This window comes from Limnohabitans sp. MMS-10A-192, from assembly GCF_003063335.1.
Classification (GTDB): domain Bacteria; phylum Pseudomonadota; class Gammaproteobacteria; order Burkholderiales; family Burkholderiaceae_C; genus Limnohabitans_A.
In genome coordinates this window covers 31,744-47,044 of record NZ_NERX01000006.1, presented here as the reverse complement: position 1 = coordinate 47,044, position 15,301 = coordinate 31,744, and the positions used below count along the sequence as shown (strand labels likewise).

The following is a 15,301-nucleotide window of genomic DNA, read 5'->3' as shown; positions in this document are numbered from 1 at the left end:
CGTCAGATGGACCAGCCCAACCACCCCTTTCACGAGCTGTTTGCTCAGCTGGGCTTGCCTTGCGATGCAGCGGGCATTGCCGGGTTCTTGAAAACCCACCGGCCCTTGGCGGGGCACATTGCCTTGCCCGATGCGCCGTTTTGGACAGCTGCACAAGCGGCATTCCTGCGCGAGACCTTGTTGCAGGACACCGACTGGTCGCAGCGCGTGGACCAGCTCAGCCAGGCGCTGCGTGGCCAGTGACCGTGCGGACCGACACATTCGCAAATTAGAATGACACGGTGCACCAAAACGTTTTCATCGCCAGCATTCGCCAAGGGGTCGTGATCGTCCTCATGGCTTTGCTCGCCTTGGCGCCTTTTCTGCATGGGCACCTTGGGGCCTCGCATGTGAGTGGTTTTCATGTCGACGGCCTTGACTTGAGCCACAGCGCGCAAGGCGCCGAAGCACTGGCCGAAGCACCGGCGCTGGTGTCGGCCCATGCCGCATCGGAAGAAGAATCACCGGCGCTCGGGGTGTCGGTCTCTTTGCCGCAGACGGGCGATGACGTGCAGCTGGCCACGGCCATTGTCGGTTTTTTGCTGTGGGTTTGGCTGGCCGAAAAAGTGCTCGCCCACCGTGTGCGCCGCATGCCCCCATGGCCCGCATCTGCGCCAAGCACTTACCCGCCCGGCTGGCCACCGCCCGCTTTGGCGCCCCCGCTTTGATCCTTGTCTGAACCGTCGGCCTGTGCGCCGATGCGGCGCACCGCTGGGCGGTGATTTTCCTTCTTGCTTTTTCTCAGGAGAGTCGGTCATGACAGGACTGCTCAAAACCATTTTGTTCGTGGGTGCGGTGGGCTCGGCTGCGGCCTGGGCGCAAGTGCCTGCCGAGTTGTTGCTCGACGCGCAGCAAAAAGCGGCGCTGGGTGTGCGCGTGGCGCCCGTGCAGGCGGCGCAAGCGGGCGCCTTGCTGGCTTCGGCCACGGTGTCGGTGCCGCCAGGCCGCGAGGTGACGGTGGCCGCGCCCTATGCGGGCGTCATCACCCGCATCGATGTGGGGCTGGGCGATGCCGTCAAAGCCGGATCGGCCCTGGCCCAGTGGAGCAGTCCGCAACTGGCCGATACACGGCGTCAGATGCGCGAGGCGCAGCTGGATGTGCAAAACGCCCAGGCCGCGCTGACGCGTGACCAGTCCATGCTGGCCGACGGCATCATCCCGGCGGCGCGGCTGCAGATCAGCCAGAACAAATTCCATGCTGCGCAAGCCGCGCTGCAAGCCAAGCAAGCCGAGCTGCGCTCATCGGGCGCGGGCGTGGGCGGCGCCGATTACGCCGGGGCCAGTTTGACCGCGCCATTGGACGGCAGGCTGGTGCAGTCGCTGGTCACGGTGGGGCAGCGGGTGGACGCGGGCATGCCTTTGTTCAAAGTGGCTGACACGCGTCAACTGCAATTGGACTTGGTGCTCTCGCCCGAGAAGGCGGCCCAGCTCAAAGTGGGCGACGCGGTGAGCGTGCCTTCGCGCCAGGCCAAAGCGGTGCTGGTGGGCGTGAGCCGCGCGGTGGACGCCACGCAGCAAGCGCAGGCGCGTGCCCGGGTGACCGAGGCGGGCAGCCTGAACGCAGGCGAAGTGCTGCCCGTGCAATTGCACCCGGCCCGCACCAGCACACAAGCGGCCTGGCAATTGCCCGCGCGCGCCGTGATCAGTCACCAGGCGCAAAGCTGGGTGTTTGTGGCCAGCGCCAAGGGCTTTGTGCCCACGCCGGTCAAAGTCTTGTCGAGCAACGACGAGCAAACGGTGGTGAGCGGTGCCTTGAGCGAGAAGAACCAAGTGGCCGTGACGGGCCTGGCTTCCTTGCGCGCCTTGCTGCAAAAGGATGAATGAGCATGGACGCCATGATCCGCTGGGCGCTGCGTTACCGCCTACTCACCCTTTTGCTGGCTGTCATCCTGACTTTGGCGGGCCTGCAGGCCTGGCAACAACTGCCGATTGACGCTTTCCCCGACATCTCGCCGACCCAGGCCAAGATCATCCTGAAGATCCCGGGCATGACGCCCGAAGAGGTCGAGCAGCGTGTGGTCAAGCCGATCGAGCAAGAGCTGCTCAGCATCCCGAAAAAGCGCATGGTGCGCTCGGTCTCCAAATACGGCATCGCCGACATCACACTCGACTTTGACGAAGGCGTGGACATTTACTGGGCGCGCCAACAGGTGTCTGAACGGCTGAACGGCGTCATGGGCGACTTGCCTGCTGGCGTGAGCGGGGGCTTGGCACCCATCACCACGCCGCTGTCCGAGCTGTACATGTTCACGGTGGAGGGCGAGAACTTTTCGCTGGCCGACAAGCGCCGTGCGCTGGACTGGACCATACGCCCCGAACTGCGCACGATTGCGGGCGTGGCCGAAGTCAACGCCCTGGGCGGCGAGGTGCAGACCTTTGAAGTGCTGCCCAAAACCGAACGCATGGCCGCCTTGGGTGTGAGCATGGCCAGCCTGCGCGAGGCCCTGGCCGACAACAACAGCAACGACGGCGCAGGCCGCATGACGGCGGGCGAAGAGTCGCTGGTGGTGCGCGTCGAAGGCGCGGTCAAAACCCTGGACGATCTGCGCGCCATCCGCATTGAGCAGCCGCGCTCGGGCCAGAAAATTTTGCTCGACGATGTGGCCGTGGTGCGCCACGGTGCGCTCACCCGCTATGGCGCGGTGACGCAAGACGGGCGCGGCGAAGCGGTCGAGGGCCTGGTGCTGGGCTTGCGCGGCGTGAATGCCCGTGAGTTGGTCGATGCGATTGACCTGAAGATTCGCGATGTGCAAAAGCGCTTGCCCGAGGGCATGACGGTCAAGACCTTTTACAACCGGGGCGAGCTGGTCACGCGCGCGGCCAACACCGTGATCAAAGCCTTGGCCGAAGCGGCGGTGCTGGTCTGCGTGGTGCTCTACGTTTTCTTGGGCGGCCTGCGGCCCGCGCTGGTGGTGGCGGTGTCGCTGCCGCTGTCTTTGCTGGCCACTTTTTTGCTCATGCGCTACACCGGTATCACCGCCAACCTGATGAGCCTGGGCGGTCTGGCGATCGCGCTGGGCATGCTGGTCGATGCCTCGGTGGTGGTGGTGGAAAACGTGGAAACCCAGCTGGCCCATGCGCCGCCGGGCCACGATGTGAGCATGACCGATCGCGTGCTGCACGCGGTGCGCGAAGTGCTCAAGCCGGTGGGGGCGGGCGTGCTCATCATTTGCGTGGTGTTCCTGCCCCTGCTGACCTTGCAGGGGCTGGAGGGCAAGCTGTTCGCCCCCGTTGCCGTGACCATCATCATGGCCTTGTCGGCTTCGCTGGTGCTGGCGTTCACGGTGGTGCCTGCGCTGGCGTCGTTGGTGCTCAAGCCGCAAACCGCGCACGAGCCTTGGGTGATGGTCAAGCTGCTGCGCACCTATGTGAAATGGCGCGACGCCAGCTGGCGGCACCCACGCTGGTTGGTGGGTGTGGCGCTGGCTTCGCTGGTGCTGGCAGGCGGTCTGTACACGCAAATTGGCAAGACCTTCATGCCCACCTTGGACGAAGGCGACATCCTGGTGCAGCTGCAAAAAATCCCGTCCATCTCGCTCGAAGCCTCGCTCGAGATCGACACCCGTGTGCAGCAAGCCATCTTGGCCAAGGTGCCCGAGGTGCAGGCCGTGATCGCGCGCGCAGGTGCGGACGAGTTGGGCCTGGACCCGATGGGCCTGAACGAGACCGACAGCTTTTTGGTGCTCAAACCCAAGAGCGCCTGGCGCGGCAGCAAGGAGGACATCATCGCCTCCCTGCGCGAAGTGCTCGAAGGGTTTCCGGGCCTGGTGTATGGCTTCACGCAGCCGATTGAGATGCGCATCTCGGAAATGCTCACGGGCACGCGTGGCGATGTGGCGATCAAGCTGTTTGGTGTGGACTTGGCGCAGCTGGGCAAGTCCGCCCAGCAAGTGGCCGAGGCCGTGCGCAAGATCGACGGCGCTGCCGAAGTGATCGCGCCCAAGGCTGAAGGCATGCAGTACCTGAGCGTGGCCGTGAACCGCCACACGGTGGGCCAGTCGGGCATGAGCGTGGCCTCGGTGCAGCAGGCTTTGCGCCAACAGCTCGAAGGCGAAACCGTGGGCCATGTGCTGGACCGGGGCATCCGCACCGCGCTCACTTTGCGGGGCAACGACGTGGTGCGCAACAGCCCCGAGGCCTTTCGCAACCTGCCGATCACCGCGCCCGATGGCCGTGCTTGGCCAGCCAGCGCTTTGGCCGACATCCGCGTGGTGGACGGCCCGATCCGCATCGACCACGAACTGAGCCAGCGGCTGACCACGATCCAGGTCTCGGTCGAAGGGCGCGACTTGACCGGCTTTGTGGCCGATGCCCAGCAAGCGGTGGCTGCGCTGGGACTGCCCAAAGACATCCAGATCGTTTGGGGCGGCCAGTTTGAAAACCAGCAACGTGCCGCTGCGCGCCTGAGCGTGGTGATCCCGGCGGCGATGGGCCTGATCTTTTTGATCCTCACCTTCACTTTCGGCTCGGTGGTGCAGGCGGGCATCATCTTTTTGAACATCCCGTTTGCGCTGGTGGGGGGCGTGGTGGCGCTGGCCATCTCGGGGCAATACCTGTCGGTGCCGGCCTCGGTGGGCTTCATCGCCTTGCTGGGCATTGCGGTGCTCAACGGCGTGGTGATGGTCACGCATTTCAACGAGCGCCTGCAAACCGGCGAAGCGCTGGCACAAGTGGTGCGCTTGGGCGCGGAGCGTCGCTTGCGGCCAGTGCTGATGACGGCGCTCATCACGGCGTTGGGCATGATCCCGCTGCTGTTTGCCACGGGCCCGGGCTCCGAGATCCAAAAGCCCCTGGCCATTGTGGTCACGGGCGGGTTGGTCAGCGCGACCTTGTTGACCTTGCTGTTGTTGCCTTTGATTTTTGAACGTTGGGGCGCTTTGAACAGCCTGGCCGATGTGTGGGCGCAAATCCGTGGGCGTCAGCCTCAGTCCAAAGACAGGAGCACCTCATGAAAACCAAACGCTGGATCGCGTTGATCGCAGGCACGCTGTGCATCACTGCACAGGCGCAAGAAGCGCTGGCGGTGTGGCTGCCCCCGGCCGATCAGGTGCAGGCCATCGTCAAAGCCAGCTACGGCATTTTGGCGGCGCAGTCGCAGCAAGCCGCGCAGCTGCAAAGGGCGCGTGCCACCGAGGTGGGGCCGGGTGAGTTCAACCTGCGCATGAGCCAGCAAAGCCGCCGGGCGATCGACCCGGGTGGCCGCTTCAACGAGCAGCTGCTCAGCCTGGAGCGGCCGGTGCGCCTGTGGGGCAAGGCCGGGCTGGATGCCCAGCTGGCCGAGCAAAGCCGCAAAGCGGCCAGCATCGGTTATGCCGACGCGCTGCACGAAGCCAGCCGTGAGCTGATGCGCCAATGGTTTGAACTGCACAAGCTGGCGCTGGCACGCGAGGGCGCCGCAGCGCAGGCCGCTTTGTCGCAAGCGCTGAACCGACAGGCCCAGCTGCGCTTGAAGCAAGGCGACATCTCGCAACTGGACGCCAGCCTGGCGCAAGCCGAGCTGCAACGTGCGCAGTCGGCCGTGGCGGTCTCGCAAGCGCAGTGGGCAGCGGCTTGGGCCCAGGTGCAAAAGCGTTACCCCGGCTTGCCCGAACCGGCTTGGCCGACAGCGCAGGGCGATGTCCCCGAGTTGCCCGCCATGCAGCCGCTCATGCAGGAATTTTTGCAAAACCACCACGAGCTGAACCTGCGCCGCGCCGAAGTGCAAGGCCTGCGTTTGCAAGCCGAGCGCATGGACCGCGAGCGCTGGCCCGATCCGGTGTTGGGCGTGTATGCCGCGCGAGAGAGGGCCGGTGCCGAAAGCATCGTGGGCGTGTCGGTGGGCGTGGCCTTGAGCGGCTCAGCCCGGCAGGCGCACGCCGCCGCGGCCCTGGCCGAGGCGAACCGCTTGGAAGCGCAAACGCAGCAATTGGCGCTGGACTTGGGCGCCGCCTTTGAGGCCCGTTGGTTGGGTTTGAGCTTGCAAAGACAAGCCGTGACCGGCTTGCAGGCGGCCGCGCAAACGCAGGCCCAAGCGGTGCAGCAATCGCTCAAGGCCTTTGCCATGGGCGAGCACAGCATGACCGAGCTGATCCAGAACCGCCGCCTGGCGCAAGAGAGCCTGCGCGAGAGCCAAAAGCTGCAATTGGAGCTGGCCGAGAGCTGGGCCCTGATGAACCTGGACCTGCACCGGATCTGGGACTTCGACGAGTGAAGCGCCAAGGCCGGTGCGCGTGCACCGGCCGCAGGCTTTCAGACCGACACAGACCCTCTCAGCCCTTTTCGTACCAGCCCTTGCTCTGGTTGACCACGCGCACCACCAGCAGCATCACCGGCACCTCGATGAGCACGCCCACCACCGTGGCCAGCGCCGCACCCGAGTGGAAGCCAAACAGGCTGATGGCCGCAGCCACCGCCAGCTCGAAAAAGTTGGATGCACCGATCAGTGCCGAGGGACAGGCGATCTCGTGCTTTTCGCCCAAGGCACGGTTCAGGCCATAGGCCAGCGCTGAGTTGAACAAGACCTGGATCAAGATGGGCACCGCCAGCAGCGCGATCACCAGGGGTTGCTGCAAGATGGCCTCGCCCTGGAAGGCAAAAAGCAAAACCAGCGTGGCCAGCAAGGCCGCGATGGACCAAGGGCCCATGCGCTGCATGGCCGCCTCAAATGCGGCCTGACCCCGGCGCAGCAGTTGGCGGCGCCACCCTTGCGCCAGCAGCACCGGGATCACGATGTACAGCACGACCGATGTGAGCAAGGTGTCCCACGGCACGGTGATGGCCGACATGCCCAGCAGCAGACCCACCAGCGGTGCAAAAGCGAACACCATGATGCTGTCGTTGAGCGCCACTTGCGACAGGGTGAACAGCGGGTTGCCATTCGTCAGGCGGCTCCACACAAACACCATGGCGGTGCAGGGCGCAGCGGCCAGCAAGATGAGGCCAGCGATGTAGCTGTCCAGCTGGTCAGCGGGCAAGTAGGGCGCGAACAGGTGGCGGATGAAAATCCAGCCCAGCAGCGCCATCGAGAACGGCTTGACCAGCCAGTTGACGAACAAGGTCACGCCAATGCCGCGCACATGCTGGCGCACCTGGCCCAGCGCGGCAAAGTCCACCTTGACCAGCATGGGGATGACCATCACCCAGATCAGCAAGCCCACGGGCAGGTTGACCTTGGCGAACTCCATGCCGCCGACCGCCTGAAAGATCGCTGGGAAAAGTTGGCCGAGCGCGATGCCGACCACGATGCACAGAAAAACCCAGAGGGTGAGAAAGCGTTCAAAGACGTTCATGGCACTTCTTTCAGTTGGCGCAGATGCGCTCGAGTTCAGCCTGCAGTTGGGCCGCGTTCAACGTGTCCATTGGCAATTGCAGCAGCTGCAGCATGCGGTAGCCAATTGCTTGGCGCGTCAGCTCAAAGGCTTGGCGCTTGCCCTCGTCACCGCCCAAGGCGTTGGACGGATCGGGGTAGCCCCAGTGCACTTTGACCGGGCTGCCAGGCCAGTAAGGGCAGGTCTCGGCAGCGGCGCTGTCGCAAACGGTGATGACGATGTGCATCTCGGGTGCGTCAGGCGCGGTGAATTCATCCCAGCTTTTGCTGCGGTAGCCGCTGGTGTCTATGCCCGCATGGCTCAAGGCTTCGAGTGCAAAGGGGTTGAGCCGACCGCTGGGCGCACTGCCTGCGCTGAAAGCGCGGACGTCTTGGCCCAGTTGCCGGGCCCAGTGGTTGAGCATGCCTTCAGACAAGACGCTGCGGGCGGAGTTGTGGGTGCACAAAATGAGGACGTTGGTGGTCATGGTGGTGCTCCTTATTGTTGGCCAATGCGCTGGGCGTGGGTTTGCAAAGAGAGTCGGTCCAGGCTGTCAAATGGCAAGGCCATGAACAACTCGATCCTTCGTTTGAGTGTGTAGGCCGCGTCGCGGAAGTTCTTTTCGACCTCTGCTGTGGACTGTGCGGGCATGTCGCCTGGATCGGCAACACCCCAGTGCGCACTGACGGGCTGTCCGGGCCAGACGGGGCAGACTTCGCCAGCAGCGCGGTCACACACGGTGAATATGAAGTCCAGCACTGGTGCATTGGCTTGGCTGAATTCGGCCCAGCTTTTGCTGCGCACCCCCAGTGTGGGGACTTCCAGGCTGGCGAGAGTGGCCAAGGCTTTTGGGTTGACTGCGCCGTTGGGCATGCTGCCTGCTGAAAAAGCGTGGAAACGGCCTGCGCCCAGATGATTCATCAGACATTCGGCCATCACGGAGCGTACCGAGTTGCCGGTGCAAACGAAAAGAACGTTGTAAACAGGGTGTGTCATGGCGCTTCAGCAGCAAGAGGAAGAAGAGGCGGGGCCGCAGCAGGCCGAGGTGGCTGAGGCGGGTTTGGCCGTTGGTGATGCGCAGCAGGCAGAGCCGGACGCATTGACGGCTTGGTTTTCGTTGAAGACCGGGATATTGCCCAAGGTGTGGAAGTGTTCCCAGGCGATGCCTTGTGGATCGGTGATCCAGTGCTTGTCGCTTTGGGCGTAGCAGCAGGAGGTTTCGCCTTCATCGATCATGCGCATGTCAGCGTTGTTGGCTTGGACTTTCAGCTGCACAAGCTCTTCGGAAGTGTCAGTCTGGAAACCCAGGTGATCCAAGCCAGGTTTCCCGCCGCGCGTCGAGATGGCAAAGTTCACTCGTGGATCGTCAAGCATCCATTTGGCGTAATCGGTTTCTAAGCGAGTGGGTGGGGCCGAGAACAGGCGTTCGTAAAACGCAACGCTTGCGCTCAGGTCCTCGACCCGAATATGGACATGGAATCTTTTCATGGTGGTTCTTTTCAGCAGGGACAAGCGGTGGCTGGCTCGGCAAGGCAAGCCTCACCTTGGCAGCAGTTTTGGGTCAGGTAGGCGAGCAGGCCGTTCATGTGCGCGTATTGCGCGCGGTAAATCAGATGGCGGCCGCTGCGCTCTTGCGAGATCAGATCGGCGTTGAGCAGCTCTTTCAGATGGAAAGACAGGGTGGCCGCAGGCACACCCAGGCCTTCGGCCATGACGGCAGGGGTCAAGCCCTGTGCGCCCGTGACCACCAGCGCGCGAAACAGTTGCAAGCGGTGCGGTTGGGCCAGTGCGGCCAAGGCTTTGATGACTTGTTTTTCTTCCATACTTCGACTTTATTGGAAATGTGTGTCAATTGTATGACTCAAACCCGACGCAGCGGCTGAGATGCCGCATCTCTGTAAATTTGCAGTGAACCTGCCTTTCAACACCGAGCACTTCTTCTATCTGGTCTCTGTGCCAGCGGTGCTGTTGCTGGGCATCAGCAAGAGCGGTCTTGGCGCGGGGCTGGGCTGGGCTCATTGGCTGTGCCAATGATGGCCTTGGCGGTGTCGGTGCCTCGGGCAGCGGCGATCTTGATGCCGGTGCTTTTTGTCATGGATGCGTTGGGCATAGCCGACTTCAGAAAAGACCTAGACAAGCGCTTGCTGCGTTTCATGCTGCCCATTGTCCTGTGCTGCATCTTGATTGGCACCATGCTTTTCAAATACTTGGATGCGCAACTTTGCAAGCTCTTTGGTGCTCTTGCCCTTGGCTCCCTTGCGGGTGTGGATGGGCATGCGTATTGAGCCTGCCTTGTTTTATCGGTTGGTGTTTGTCGGCATGTTCTTCACGGGCTGCAAGCTTTTGTTGGCTGGGTTTCATTGATCTGTTGATGTTGTCCCGCAATACAAACCCAAACCGTGCGGGCCTGTTCGTTTATGAATGTTGATGAAAATTTGATGAATTCATATTTTTTAATCCTATAAACAATAGCCGAGAAATTTCACGCATTGGTCATTTTCGTTGTTTCAATCAAGCCACTTCCAATCAGCAAGTTGGAATGAATGCACAGGAATTTGCATGACAAATTTATTTTGACATTCAGCATTTGAAACAACTGGAAATATTCATCATGAAAAAACTCTATTGGCCATGGTTGTTATGGCCGCCACTGCTGCCCTGACCAAAGTTCCGTGCCCCTGTACGGTATCGCTGAAGTGGCTTGCAACAACTCCGTCGTCACCAACAGTGTTGGCGTCAAAACCGAAACCCACGACTTCATCACCAACGGTTTGTCTGCCAGCTGTGTGGGTTTCAAAGGTGAGCGCGAGATTGCAAGCGGTTTGAAAGCCAATTTCGTGATGGAATTTGAAGTCGATCCTTGCACGGAAACTCAAGCCATCAAGATACGTACGGGCATTGTGGGCCTGAGTGGTGGCTGGGGCGACGCGATATTTGGTCGTCGCAATGCCCTGATCAAAGATAGCGAATACACCTTCGACGTCAATATGGCTCCCACAGCTGCAGGTTACTTGGGTAACTATGCCCGTGATTCGCAGGCTTTTTTTTGAATTACGTCAACGGGTCGTTGGCTGTGAAATTTGGTGCAGAAACAGTCAAAAACACCCTCAAAGACATCAAGTTCGGAGGTGTGAGTACCCCAACTCTTTACTCCGTAGCCAAAGCCACCGCTGTTGACGTTTTCAAGAATGATGCACTGGGCGCTTCTTGCGATTTGGGCATGGCAGCGGTGACCTGGCGGTGCAGTACCCCGACGGCCACATCAAGATCAAGGACCGCAGTAAGGACATCATCATTTCGGGCAGCGAGAACTTCTCGTCCATCGAAGTGGAAGACGTGCTGTACCGTCAGCCAGCCGTGCTGGCTGCGGCCGTGATGGCCAAGCCCGATGCGGGCTGGGGCGTGACGCCTTGTGCCTTTGTGGAGCTAAGGCCGATGCCCAGGCCACAGCCGAGCAGATCGTGGCGTACTGTAAGCAACACTTGGCGGGCTTCAAGGTACCGCGTGCGGTGGTGTTTGGTGAGTTGCCTAAGACGAGAACCGACAAAATTCAGAAGTTTGAATTGCGCAAGCAGGCGGGGTCGGCAGAGGCCATCAGCGTTTGAACGAAAAAAAGGAGGCACCTTGCAAGGGCCTCCTTCACCTTGGAGAGCACCGGCCGCCCTGTTGGGCGGTGGTGCGTCAGACCGATCAGAAGTCGTAGCGCATGCCGATGGACACGCCAGAGGTGGTTTTGCCGTTGGTACCAGCGCTAGGTGCGGCCGTACGACCTTCTTTCCAAGGCACCAGCTTCACAGCAGTGCCGTTGTCCAAGCTGGCATAGCTGGCGTAAAAACGCAGGGCCTTGTCATAGCGGTATTCGGCACCCAGGGTGTACATGCTGGCGTCCGAGTTGGCCGCGTTGGCCTTGCGGTCCATGTAGTGACCCTTGAGGGCCACGGTGGGGGTGATCATGTATTCCAAGCCGAGACCGGTCACGTCGGCGCCCACGTCCTTTCCGCCGCTGGTCGTGTCATCTGTTTGGTAGAAGCCCATCACACGCAGCTCAGGTGTCAGCTTGTAGCTGATGGCGGCGCGTGTGGCTTCGCGCTTGCCGGTGGTGGCGGTGCCAGCACCGTAGTTCTCGAAAGCCAGAGTGGCCTCCAGACCGCCGGCTTTGTAGCCCAAAGAGGCGCTTGTCGCGTCTTCTTTGTTTTCCACAGCGCCGGTATTGGTCGCGCTGGTGCCGGAGTGGAAGGAATACGCCACCTTGGCTTGGAAGCCGTTCATCACGGGCGACTGGTACTCGAGCATGTTGTTCAGGCGCTCGTCGAACTTGGCATCACCCACGCGTGTCAGGTTACGCATATCACCCAGCTGCTCACCAAACAGGTTGAAGGGTTCGCGTGCTGTCTTGAAAGGGGTGTCGAACTTGCCTGCGCGCACAGTACCGAAATCGCCCTGCAAGCCAGCAAAGGTGTCGCGTGAGGCCAAGCGGTTGTTCGTGTCATCTTTGCTGTTGCTCAGATTGATTTGAATTTCCTGTTCGATTTGCCAGATACCGGTCAGGTTGCCGATTTTCTTGCTGCCTTTGAAGCCCAGACGCGAAGCGTTGCTGGACAGGTTGTTGCGCTTGTAGTTGGCGCCGTCGTCCAACTGGTCGACCGAGAAGCTGGCGCGACCGTAGATTTCAAGCAGGCCGTCGGCTTTGACTTCGGCTTGTGCCAAGGGGGCCATGGCCAAAAGGGTGGCTGTGGCGATGAAGGTTTTTGAGAATTTCATTGTTCAGACTCCATGTAAAGAACAAACGGAGTTTGGGGTGTCAAGGTGACAAAAAGATGAAATTCAAATGAAGATTTGATGACGCGCTTGGTCGCAGGTCATGTCATGGCCACATCAATCGATGTCGAAAGCACAGGTGGAAAATTGGCCTGTTTTATGGTCGGAAAAATAGCGTTGAAGTGTTTCCTTGACGGTGCGAAAGGCCAACTCGTTCCACGGGATCTCGGCTTCGGAGAACAAACGCGCTTTCATCGTTTCGTGGCTCGGGTCAAATTGGTCGCTGGTCAGGTGAGCCAGGTCGTACAGGCGGACTTGCCCGACGCTGGGCACGCTCATGACGGTGAAAAAGTCTTTCATGATGAACTGTGATCCGGCTTCTTCAATGGTCTTGTGGGCAGCGCCTTGTGAGGCGGACTCGCCCAACTCCATGAAGCCAGTTGGCAAGGTCCATTTGCCTTTACGCGGCTCGATGTTGCGCTTGCACAGCAAGACTTTGTCGCCCAGTTGCGGTACGGTACCGACCACGTTGAGCGGGTTTTCGTAGTGAACCGTGTGGAAGACTGTGCAGATGGCGCGGTCACGGGTGTCGCCGTCATCGGGCTAGCGCCGAGCAACGGGGCGCCGCATTGCCGACTGTGTCCAATGGTGCAGTCAAACATCGTGGGTGCTTTGTGGGTAGGAAGCGATTCGAGTCTAACCATTTCCCTGCAGAAAAAAGCCTCCAGGGTCTTGAACCGTGGAGGCTTTGTTTTTGGTGCGCCCAGCATGGGCGCACACCTGCGGGCGCAAGTCTCGCTGCGAGCTGGTCACAGTGAGCTTGAGTGTTGCGCAACTGCGTGAGGATGACCGAGCGTGGGAAGGAAGAGCAGAGCATAAATTGCGAGTCGATGAATAAGATCCGCATTGAAGGCGCTGTCAAGCAGGGCGAAAGGGCCGATGACCACGAATCTATTGTGACCAAGGCGAAGTGGCGTAGATGCGGCGGAAAGTGCGATGAAGGTGTGCGACCCTTACCTGGGGAGATCTCGCTTTGTTTCTGAAAGGAAGACGGCTTTGCCGGAGCTAGAAGTCAGCAGAGGTCGTAGTAGCTGCAAGCCGGGGCCGCTGAGGCCAAAAGGGCAAAGGCGAAGGACCGAACGTTGTTGTTGTCATTCAGACAATGTGGACGCGCGATGCAATGCCTGATCCGTGAGCCGAACAGCATGGAGTGCTTATGCAGCGAGGAGTTGTTCTTCAGCCGCAAATCTGCGAAGAAGACTTCTGTAAAGAGGGACTTGCCGCAATAAGCCGGTCATCACATTGGTTAGCACATCCATGCGAACTACCAGATTGAATTGCTGAAAAATGATGCCAATGTCAGTACGCAAATTCCGGATGCGCGGGCCCAGATGGCCAGATTTCTGGAGAGTATTGCCGAAGACTTCAAATTCGCTGGTGAGGCCGTCGAGTCGTTCCAGACCACAAGGACTGCCCAAAAGTGTCGATTTTCCAGATCCTGATGCGCCGAGCAGCCTTACGCATTCGCCAGCTTCAATGTTCAGATTGAGGCCATCCAGTGCTTTGCTGGATCTTTTGAATAACTTCGTCGCATTGAAGGCTCGAATACCTGATGGTGTGACATGCATATCCATGATATTGCAGATGCAGTGTGAATCTGGTTTGAAAAATTTATGACACTTCATCCGCTCACCATCATTTGACTGTCACAAAGATTTCGTGCTGGTTGTGCAACATGCACTCATGCATGAAATTCAAGGGACGATTTTGGACTTCTACCCTCAGGGCGTTGATCGACTTTATGTTGGTGAGCCTGTCACGCAGTTGGAACACGCACGGCAATGTGGTCGTCTGGCAGAAAAATCTGGCGCAAGTGCCGCACTGCAGTTGGCCAGTTGGTTGCATGATTTGGGACATTTTTGGGTGAATAGCCCTGAAACTCCAAGCTTGCGTGGAGAGGATGATCGCCATGAAGTAGTGGCAGCGGACATTTTGGCGCCGCTATTTGGACAGGCTGTTGCGGAGCCTGTCCGCTGGCATGTTCAGGCCAAACGGTATTTGGTGACAACGACCCCTTCTAATCCGAATAAGCTTTCAGCGGATTCGATCAGAAGCTTGAATTTGCAAGGGGTTGCTATGTCGGTTCAAGAGTTGGCGGATTTTGAGCGTTTGCCCTATTTCAAGGATGCTTTGAAGTTGCGTGTATGTGACGATCTGGGTAAGAAGAAATCTTGGTTTGAAGACAGTAGCGAGGATGCTTTGATGTGACGACAAAACTTGATGTTTTTGCATCGTCATGAAAATTTCATGAGTCCGACTTTCGGGTGTCACATGCCTATTTGATCATTAGAAAAATGATTAAAAGGAGTGTTCTCATGAAAGAGTTGCCCAGCCCCACCTTCGCGCTGTCCCCCTTGAATTTGCCCAGGGGGTCACTTCATCCGGCGCAGTCCAACTCCGCTGTTGATTTCCTGCCTCGCCGCGCCCAAAGCGGTATTGAGGTCAGTTGGGCAAAGCATCAAGACGAGGTCCGTGAAGCGCAGCGACTGAGGTTTGACATCTTTGGCACCGAAATGGGGGCGCGTCTGTCCACCAAGGTGCCCGGTCATGACATCGACTTGTTCGATGATTACTGCGAACACCTGCTGGTGCGCGAATCAGCCACTGGCCAGGTGATTGGCACCTACCGCGTGCTGACGCCCGAGCAGGCCAAACGCGCCGGCAGCACCTACAGCGACACCGAGTTTGACCTGACCCGTTTGCGCAACCTGCGCAGCCGCATGGTCGAGCTGGGCCGCAGCTGTGTGCATGCCGATCACCGACAAGGCGGCGTGATCATGGCCCTGTGGGGTGCCTTGTTTGAATTCATGGAGCGCAACCGCCTGGATGTGATGATCGGTTGCGCGAGCATTCCGATGCTGCACAACGGCATCGTCACCGGCAACGCAGCAGCCAGTATCTGGCACCAACTGCGCGAAACGCATCTGGCGCCCATTCAATTCCACGTGCGTCCCCGATTGCCATTGCCCGTGGAAGAGTTGGAGCACGACCTGTCGATCGAGCCGCCTGCGCTGATCAAAGGTTATTTGCGCTTGGGTGCGAAAATTTTGGGCGCTCCTGCATGGGACCCAGATTTCAACACGGCCGACTTGCCCATGATGATGCAAACTGCCGATATCCCCGCACGGTATCGCCGCCATTTTTCCGGGAGCGTTTGA

At 59.8% G+C, this 15,301-nt stretch carries 18 protein-coding genes and 2 pseudogenes; 11 read left to right on the top strand and 9 right to left on the bottom strand.

From position 1 onward, the window contains the following. The first annotated feature begins 6 nt into the window (after window positions 1-6). The 5 genes from B9Z43_RS12745 (at window position 7) to B9Z43_RS12730 (ending at window position 6,229) form a co-directional block, all read left to right on the top strand. A complete protein-coding gene (locus B9Z43_RS12745) occupies window positions 7-243 on the top strand; it encodes a DUF2789 domain-containing protein (protein WP_108326242.1) in 237 nt (78 codons plus the stop codon). A gap of 38 nt (window positions 244-281) precedes the next feature. Then, complete coding sequence (locus B9Z43_RS17165) at window positions 282-707, top strand: hypothetical protein (protein WP_158270119.1); 426 nt, start codon at window positions 282-284, stop codon at window positions 705-707. A gap of 88 nt (window positions 708-795) precedes the next feature. Continuing rightward, a complete protein-coding gene (locus B9Z43_RS12740) occupies window positions 796-1,863 on the top strand; it encodes an efflux RND transporter periplasmic adaptor subunit (protein WP_158270118.1) in 1,068 nt (355 codons plus the stop codon). Then, window positions 1,860-4,991, top strand: coding sequence for an efflux RND transporter permease subunit (locus B9Z43_RS12735; RefSeq protein ID WP_108326237.1), 3,132 nt, complete (start codon window positions 1,860-1,862; stop codon window positions 4,989-4,991). Before B9Z43_RS12740 ends, B9Z43_RS12735 begins: the two co-directional genes overlap by 4 nt. Next, the gene (locus B9Z43_RS12730; RefSeq protein ID WP_108326234.1) at window positions 4,988-6,229 is read left to right on the top strand and encodes a TolC family protein; all 1,242 of its coding nucleotides are present in this window, start codon (window positions 4,988-4,990) and stop codon (window positions 6,227-6,229) included. Before B9Z43_RS12735 ends, B9Z43_RS12730 begins: the two co-directional genes overlap by 4 nt. Before the next feature lie 58 nt (window positions 6,230-6,287). Here B9Z43_RS12730 and arsB read toward each other — a convergent pair whose 3' ends face one another. Genes arsB through B9Z43_RS12705 form a run of 5 tightly spaced genes read right to left on the bottom strand, consistent with a single transcriptional unit; the run spans window position 6,288 to window position 9,148 of the window. After that, entirely contained in the window at window positions 6,288-7,307 is a 1,020-nt protein-coding gene (arsB, locus tag B9Z43_RS12725) for an ACR3 family arsenite efflux transporter (protein WP_108326232.1), read from the bottom strand. Between the two features lie 10 nt (window positions 7,308-7,317). Then, window positions 7,318-7,812 (bottom strand): arsenate reductase ArsC, encoded by a 495-nt coding sequence (locus tag B9Z43_RS12720; protein ID WP_108326230.1) that lies wholly within the window; start codon window positions 7,810-7,812, stop codon window positions 7,318-7,320. An 11-nt stretch (window positions 7,813-7,823) separates the two neighbouring features. Further along, entirely contained in the window at window positions 7,824-8,321 is a 498-nt protein-coding gene (locus B9Z43_RS12715) for an arsenate reductase ArsC (RefSeq protein WP_108326227.1), read from the bottom strand. Between the two features lie 6 nt (window positions 8,322-8,327). Further along, entirely contained in the window at window positions 8,328-8,813 is a 486-nt protein-coding gene (locus tag B9Z43_RS12710) for an ArsI/CadI family heavy metal resistance metalloenzyme (protein WP_108326224.1), read from the bottom strand. Between the two features lie 11 nt (window positions 8,814-8,824). Beyond that, window positions 8,825-9,148: a helix-turn-helix transcriptional regulator gene (locus B9Z43_RS12705; protein WP_108326222.1), complete on the bottom strand. Its 324-nt coding sequence runs from the start codon at window positions 9,146-9,148 to the stop codon at window positions 8,825-8,827. A gap of 85 nt (window positions 9,149-9,233) precedes the next feature. Between B9Z43_RS12705 and B9Z43_RS17560 the strand changes: the two genes are divergently transcribed. After that, the gene (locus B9Z43_RS17560; protein WP_369910266.1) at window positions 9,234-9,359 is read left to right on the top strand and encodes a hypothetical protein; all 126 of its coding nucleotides are present in this window, start codon (window positions 9,234-9,236) and stop codon (window positions 9,357-9,359) included. On the opposite strand, the gene B9Z43_RS17555 is transcribed toward B9Z43_RS17560, so the two are convergent. Then, window positions 9,304-9,435, bottom strand: coding sequence for a hypothetical protein (locus B9Z43_RS17555; protein WP_369910319.1), 132 nt, complete (start codon window positions 9,433-9,435; stop codon window positions 9,304-9,306). The genes B9Z43_RS17560 and B9Z43_RS17555 overlap by 56 nt on opposite strands. On the opposite strand from B9Z43_RS17555, the gene B9Z43_RS17550 reads away from it, so the two are divergent. The 3 genes and pseudogenes from B9Z43_RS17550 to B9Z43_RS12690 all read left to right on the top strand — a co-directional run. Next, the gene (locus tag B9Z43_RS17550) at window positions 9,377-9,610 is read left to right on the top strand and encodes a hypothetical protein (protein WP_369910317.1); all 234 of its coding nucleotides are present in this window, start codon (window positions 9,377-9,379) and stop codon (window positions 9,608-9,610) included. The genes B9Z43_RS17555 and B9Z43_RS17550 overlap by 59 nt on opposite strands. A 387-nt stretch (window positions 9,611-9,997) precedes the next feature. Then, a complete protein-coding gene (locus B9Z43_RS12695) occupies window positions 9,998-10,375 on the top strand; it encodes a porin (RefSeq protein WP_158270117.1) in 378 nt (125 codons plus the stop codon). 175 nt (window positions 10,376-10,550) lie between these two features. Further along, window positions 10,551-10,930: pseudogene (locus B9Z43_RS12690) on the top strand (acyl-CoA synthetase); the annotation flags it as partial. A gap of 85 nt (window positions 10,931-11,015) precedes the next feature. On the opposite strand, the gene B9Z43_RS12685 reads toward B9Z43_RS12690, so the two are convergent. The 3 genes and pseudogenes from B9Z43_RS12685 to B9Z43_RS12670 all read right to left on the bottom strand — a co-directional run bounded on the left by B9Z43_RS12685 (window position 11,016) and on the right by B9Z43_RS12670 (window position 13,717). Beyond that, entirely contained in the window at window positions 11,016-12,086 is a 1,071-nt protein-coding gene (locus tag B9Z43_RS12685) for a porin (protein ID WP_108326217.1), read from the bottom strand. 114 nt (window positions 12,087-12,200) lie between these two features. Then, window positions 12,201-12,745, bottom strand: a pseudogene (locus tag B9Z43_RS12680) (NUDIX domain-containing protein). A 552-nt stretch (window positions 12,746-13,297) separates the two neighbouring features. Further along, window positions 13,298-13,717 carry an ATP-binding cassette domain-containing protein gene (locus B9Z43_RS12670; RefSeq protein WP_158270116.1) on the bottom strand — a complete coding sequence of 140 codons (420 nt, stop codon included), beginning with the start codon at window positions 13,715-13,717 and terminating at the stop codon, window positions 13,298-13,300. 109 nt (window positions 13,718-13,826) lie between these two features. On the opposite strand from B9Z43_RS12670, the gene B9Z43_RS17070 reads away from it, so the two are divergent. Both B9Z43_RS17070 and B9Z43_RS12665 read left to right on the top strand, forming a co-directional pair. Next, entirely contained in the window at window positions 13,827-14,351 is a 525-nt protein-coding gene (locus tag B9Z43_RS17070) for an HD domain-containing protein (RefSeq protein ID WP_146183890.1), read from the top strand. A gap of 107 nt (window positions 14,352-14,458) precedes the next feature. Further along, window positions 14,459-15,301, top strand: coding sequence for a GNAT family N-acetyltransferase (locus B9Z43_RS12665; protein ID WP_108326212.1), 843 nt, complete (start codon window positions 14,459-14,461; stop codon window positions 15,299-15,301).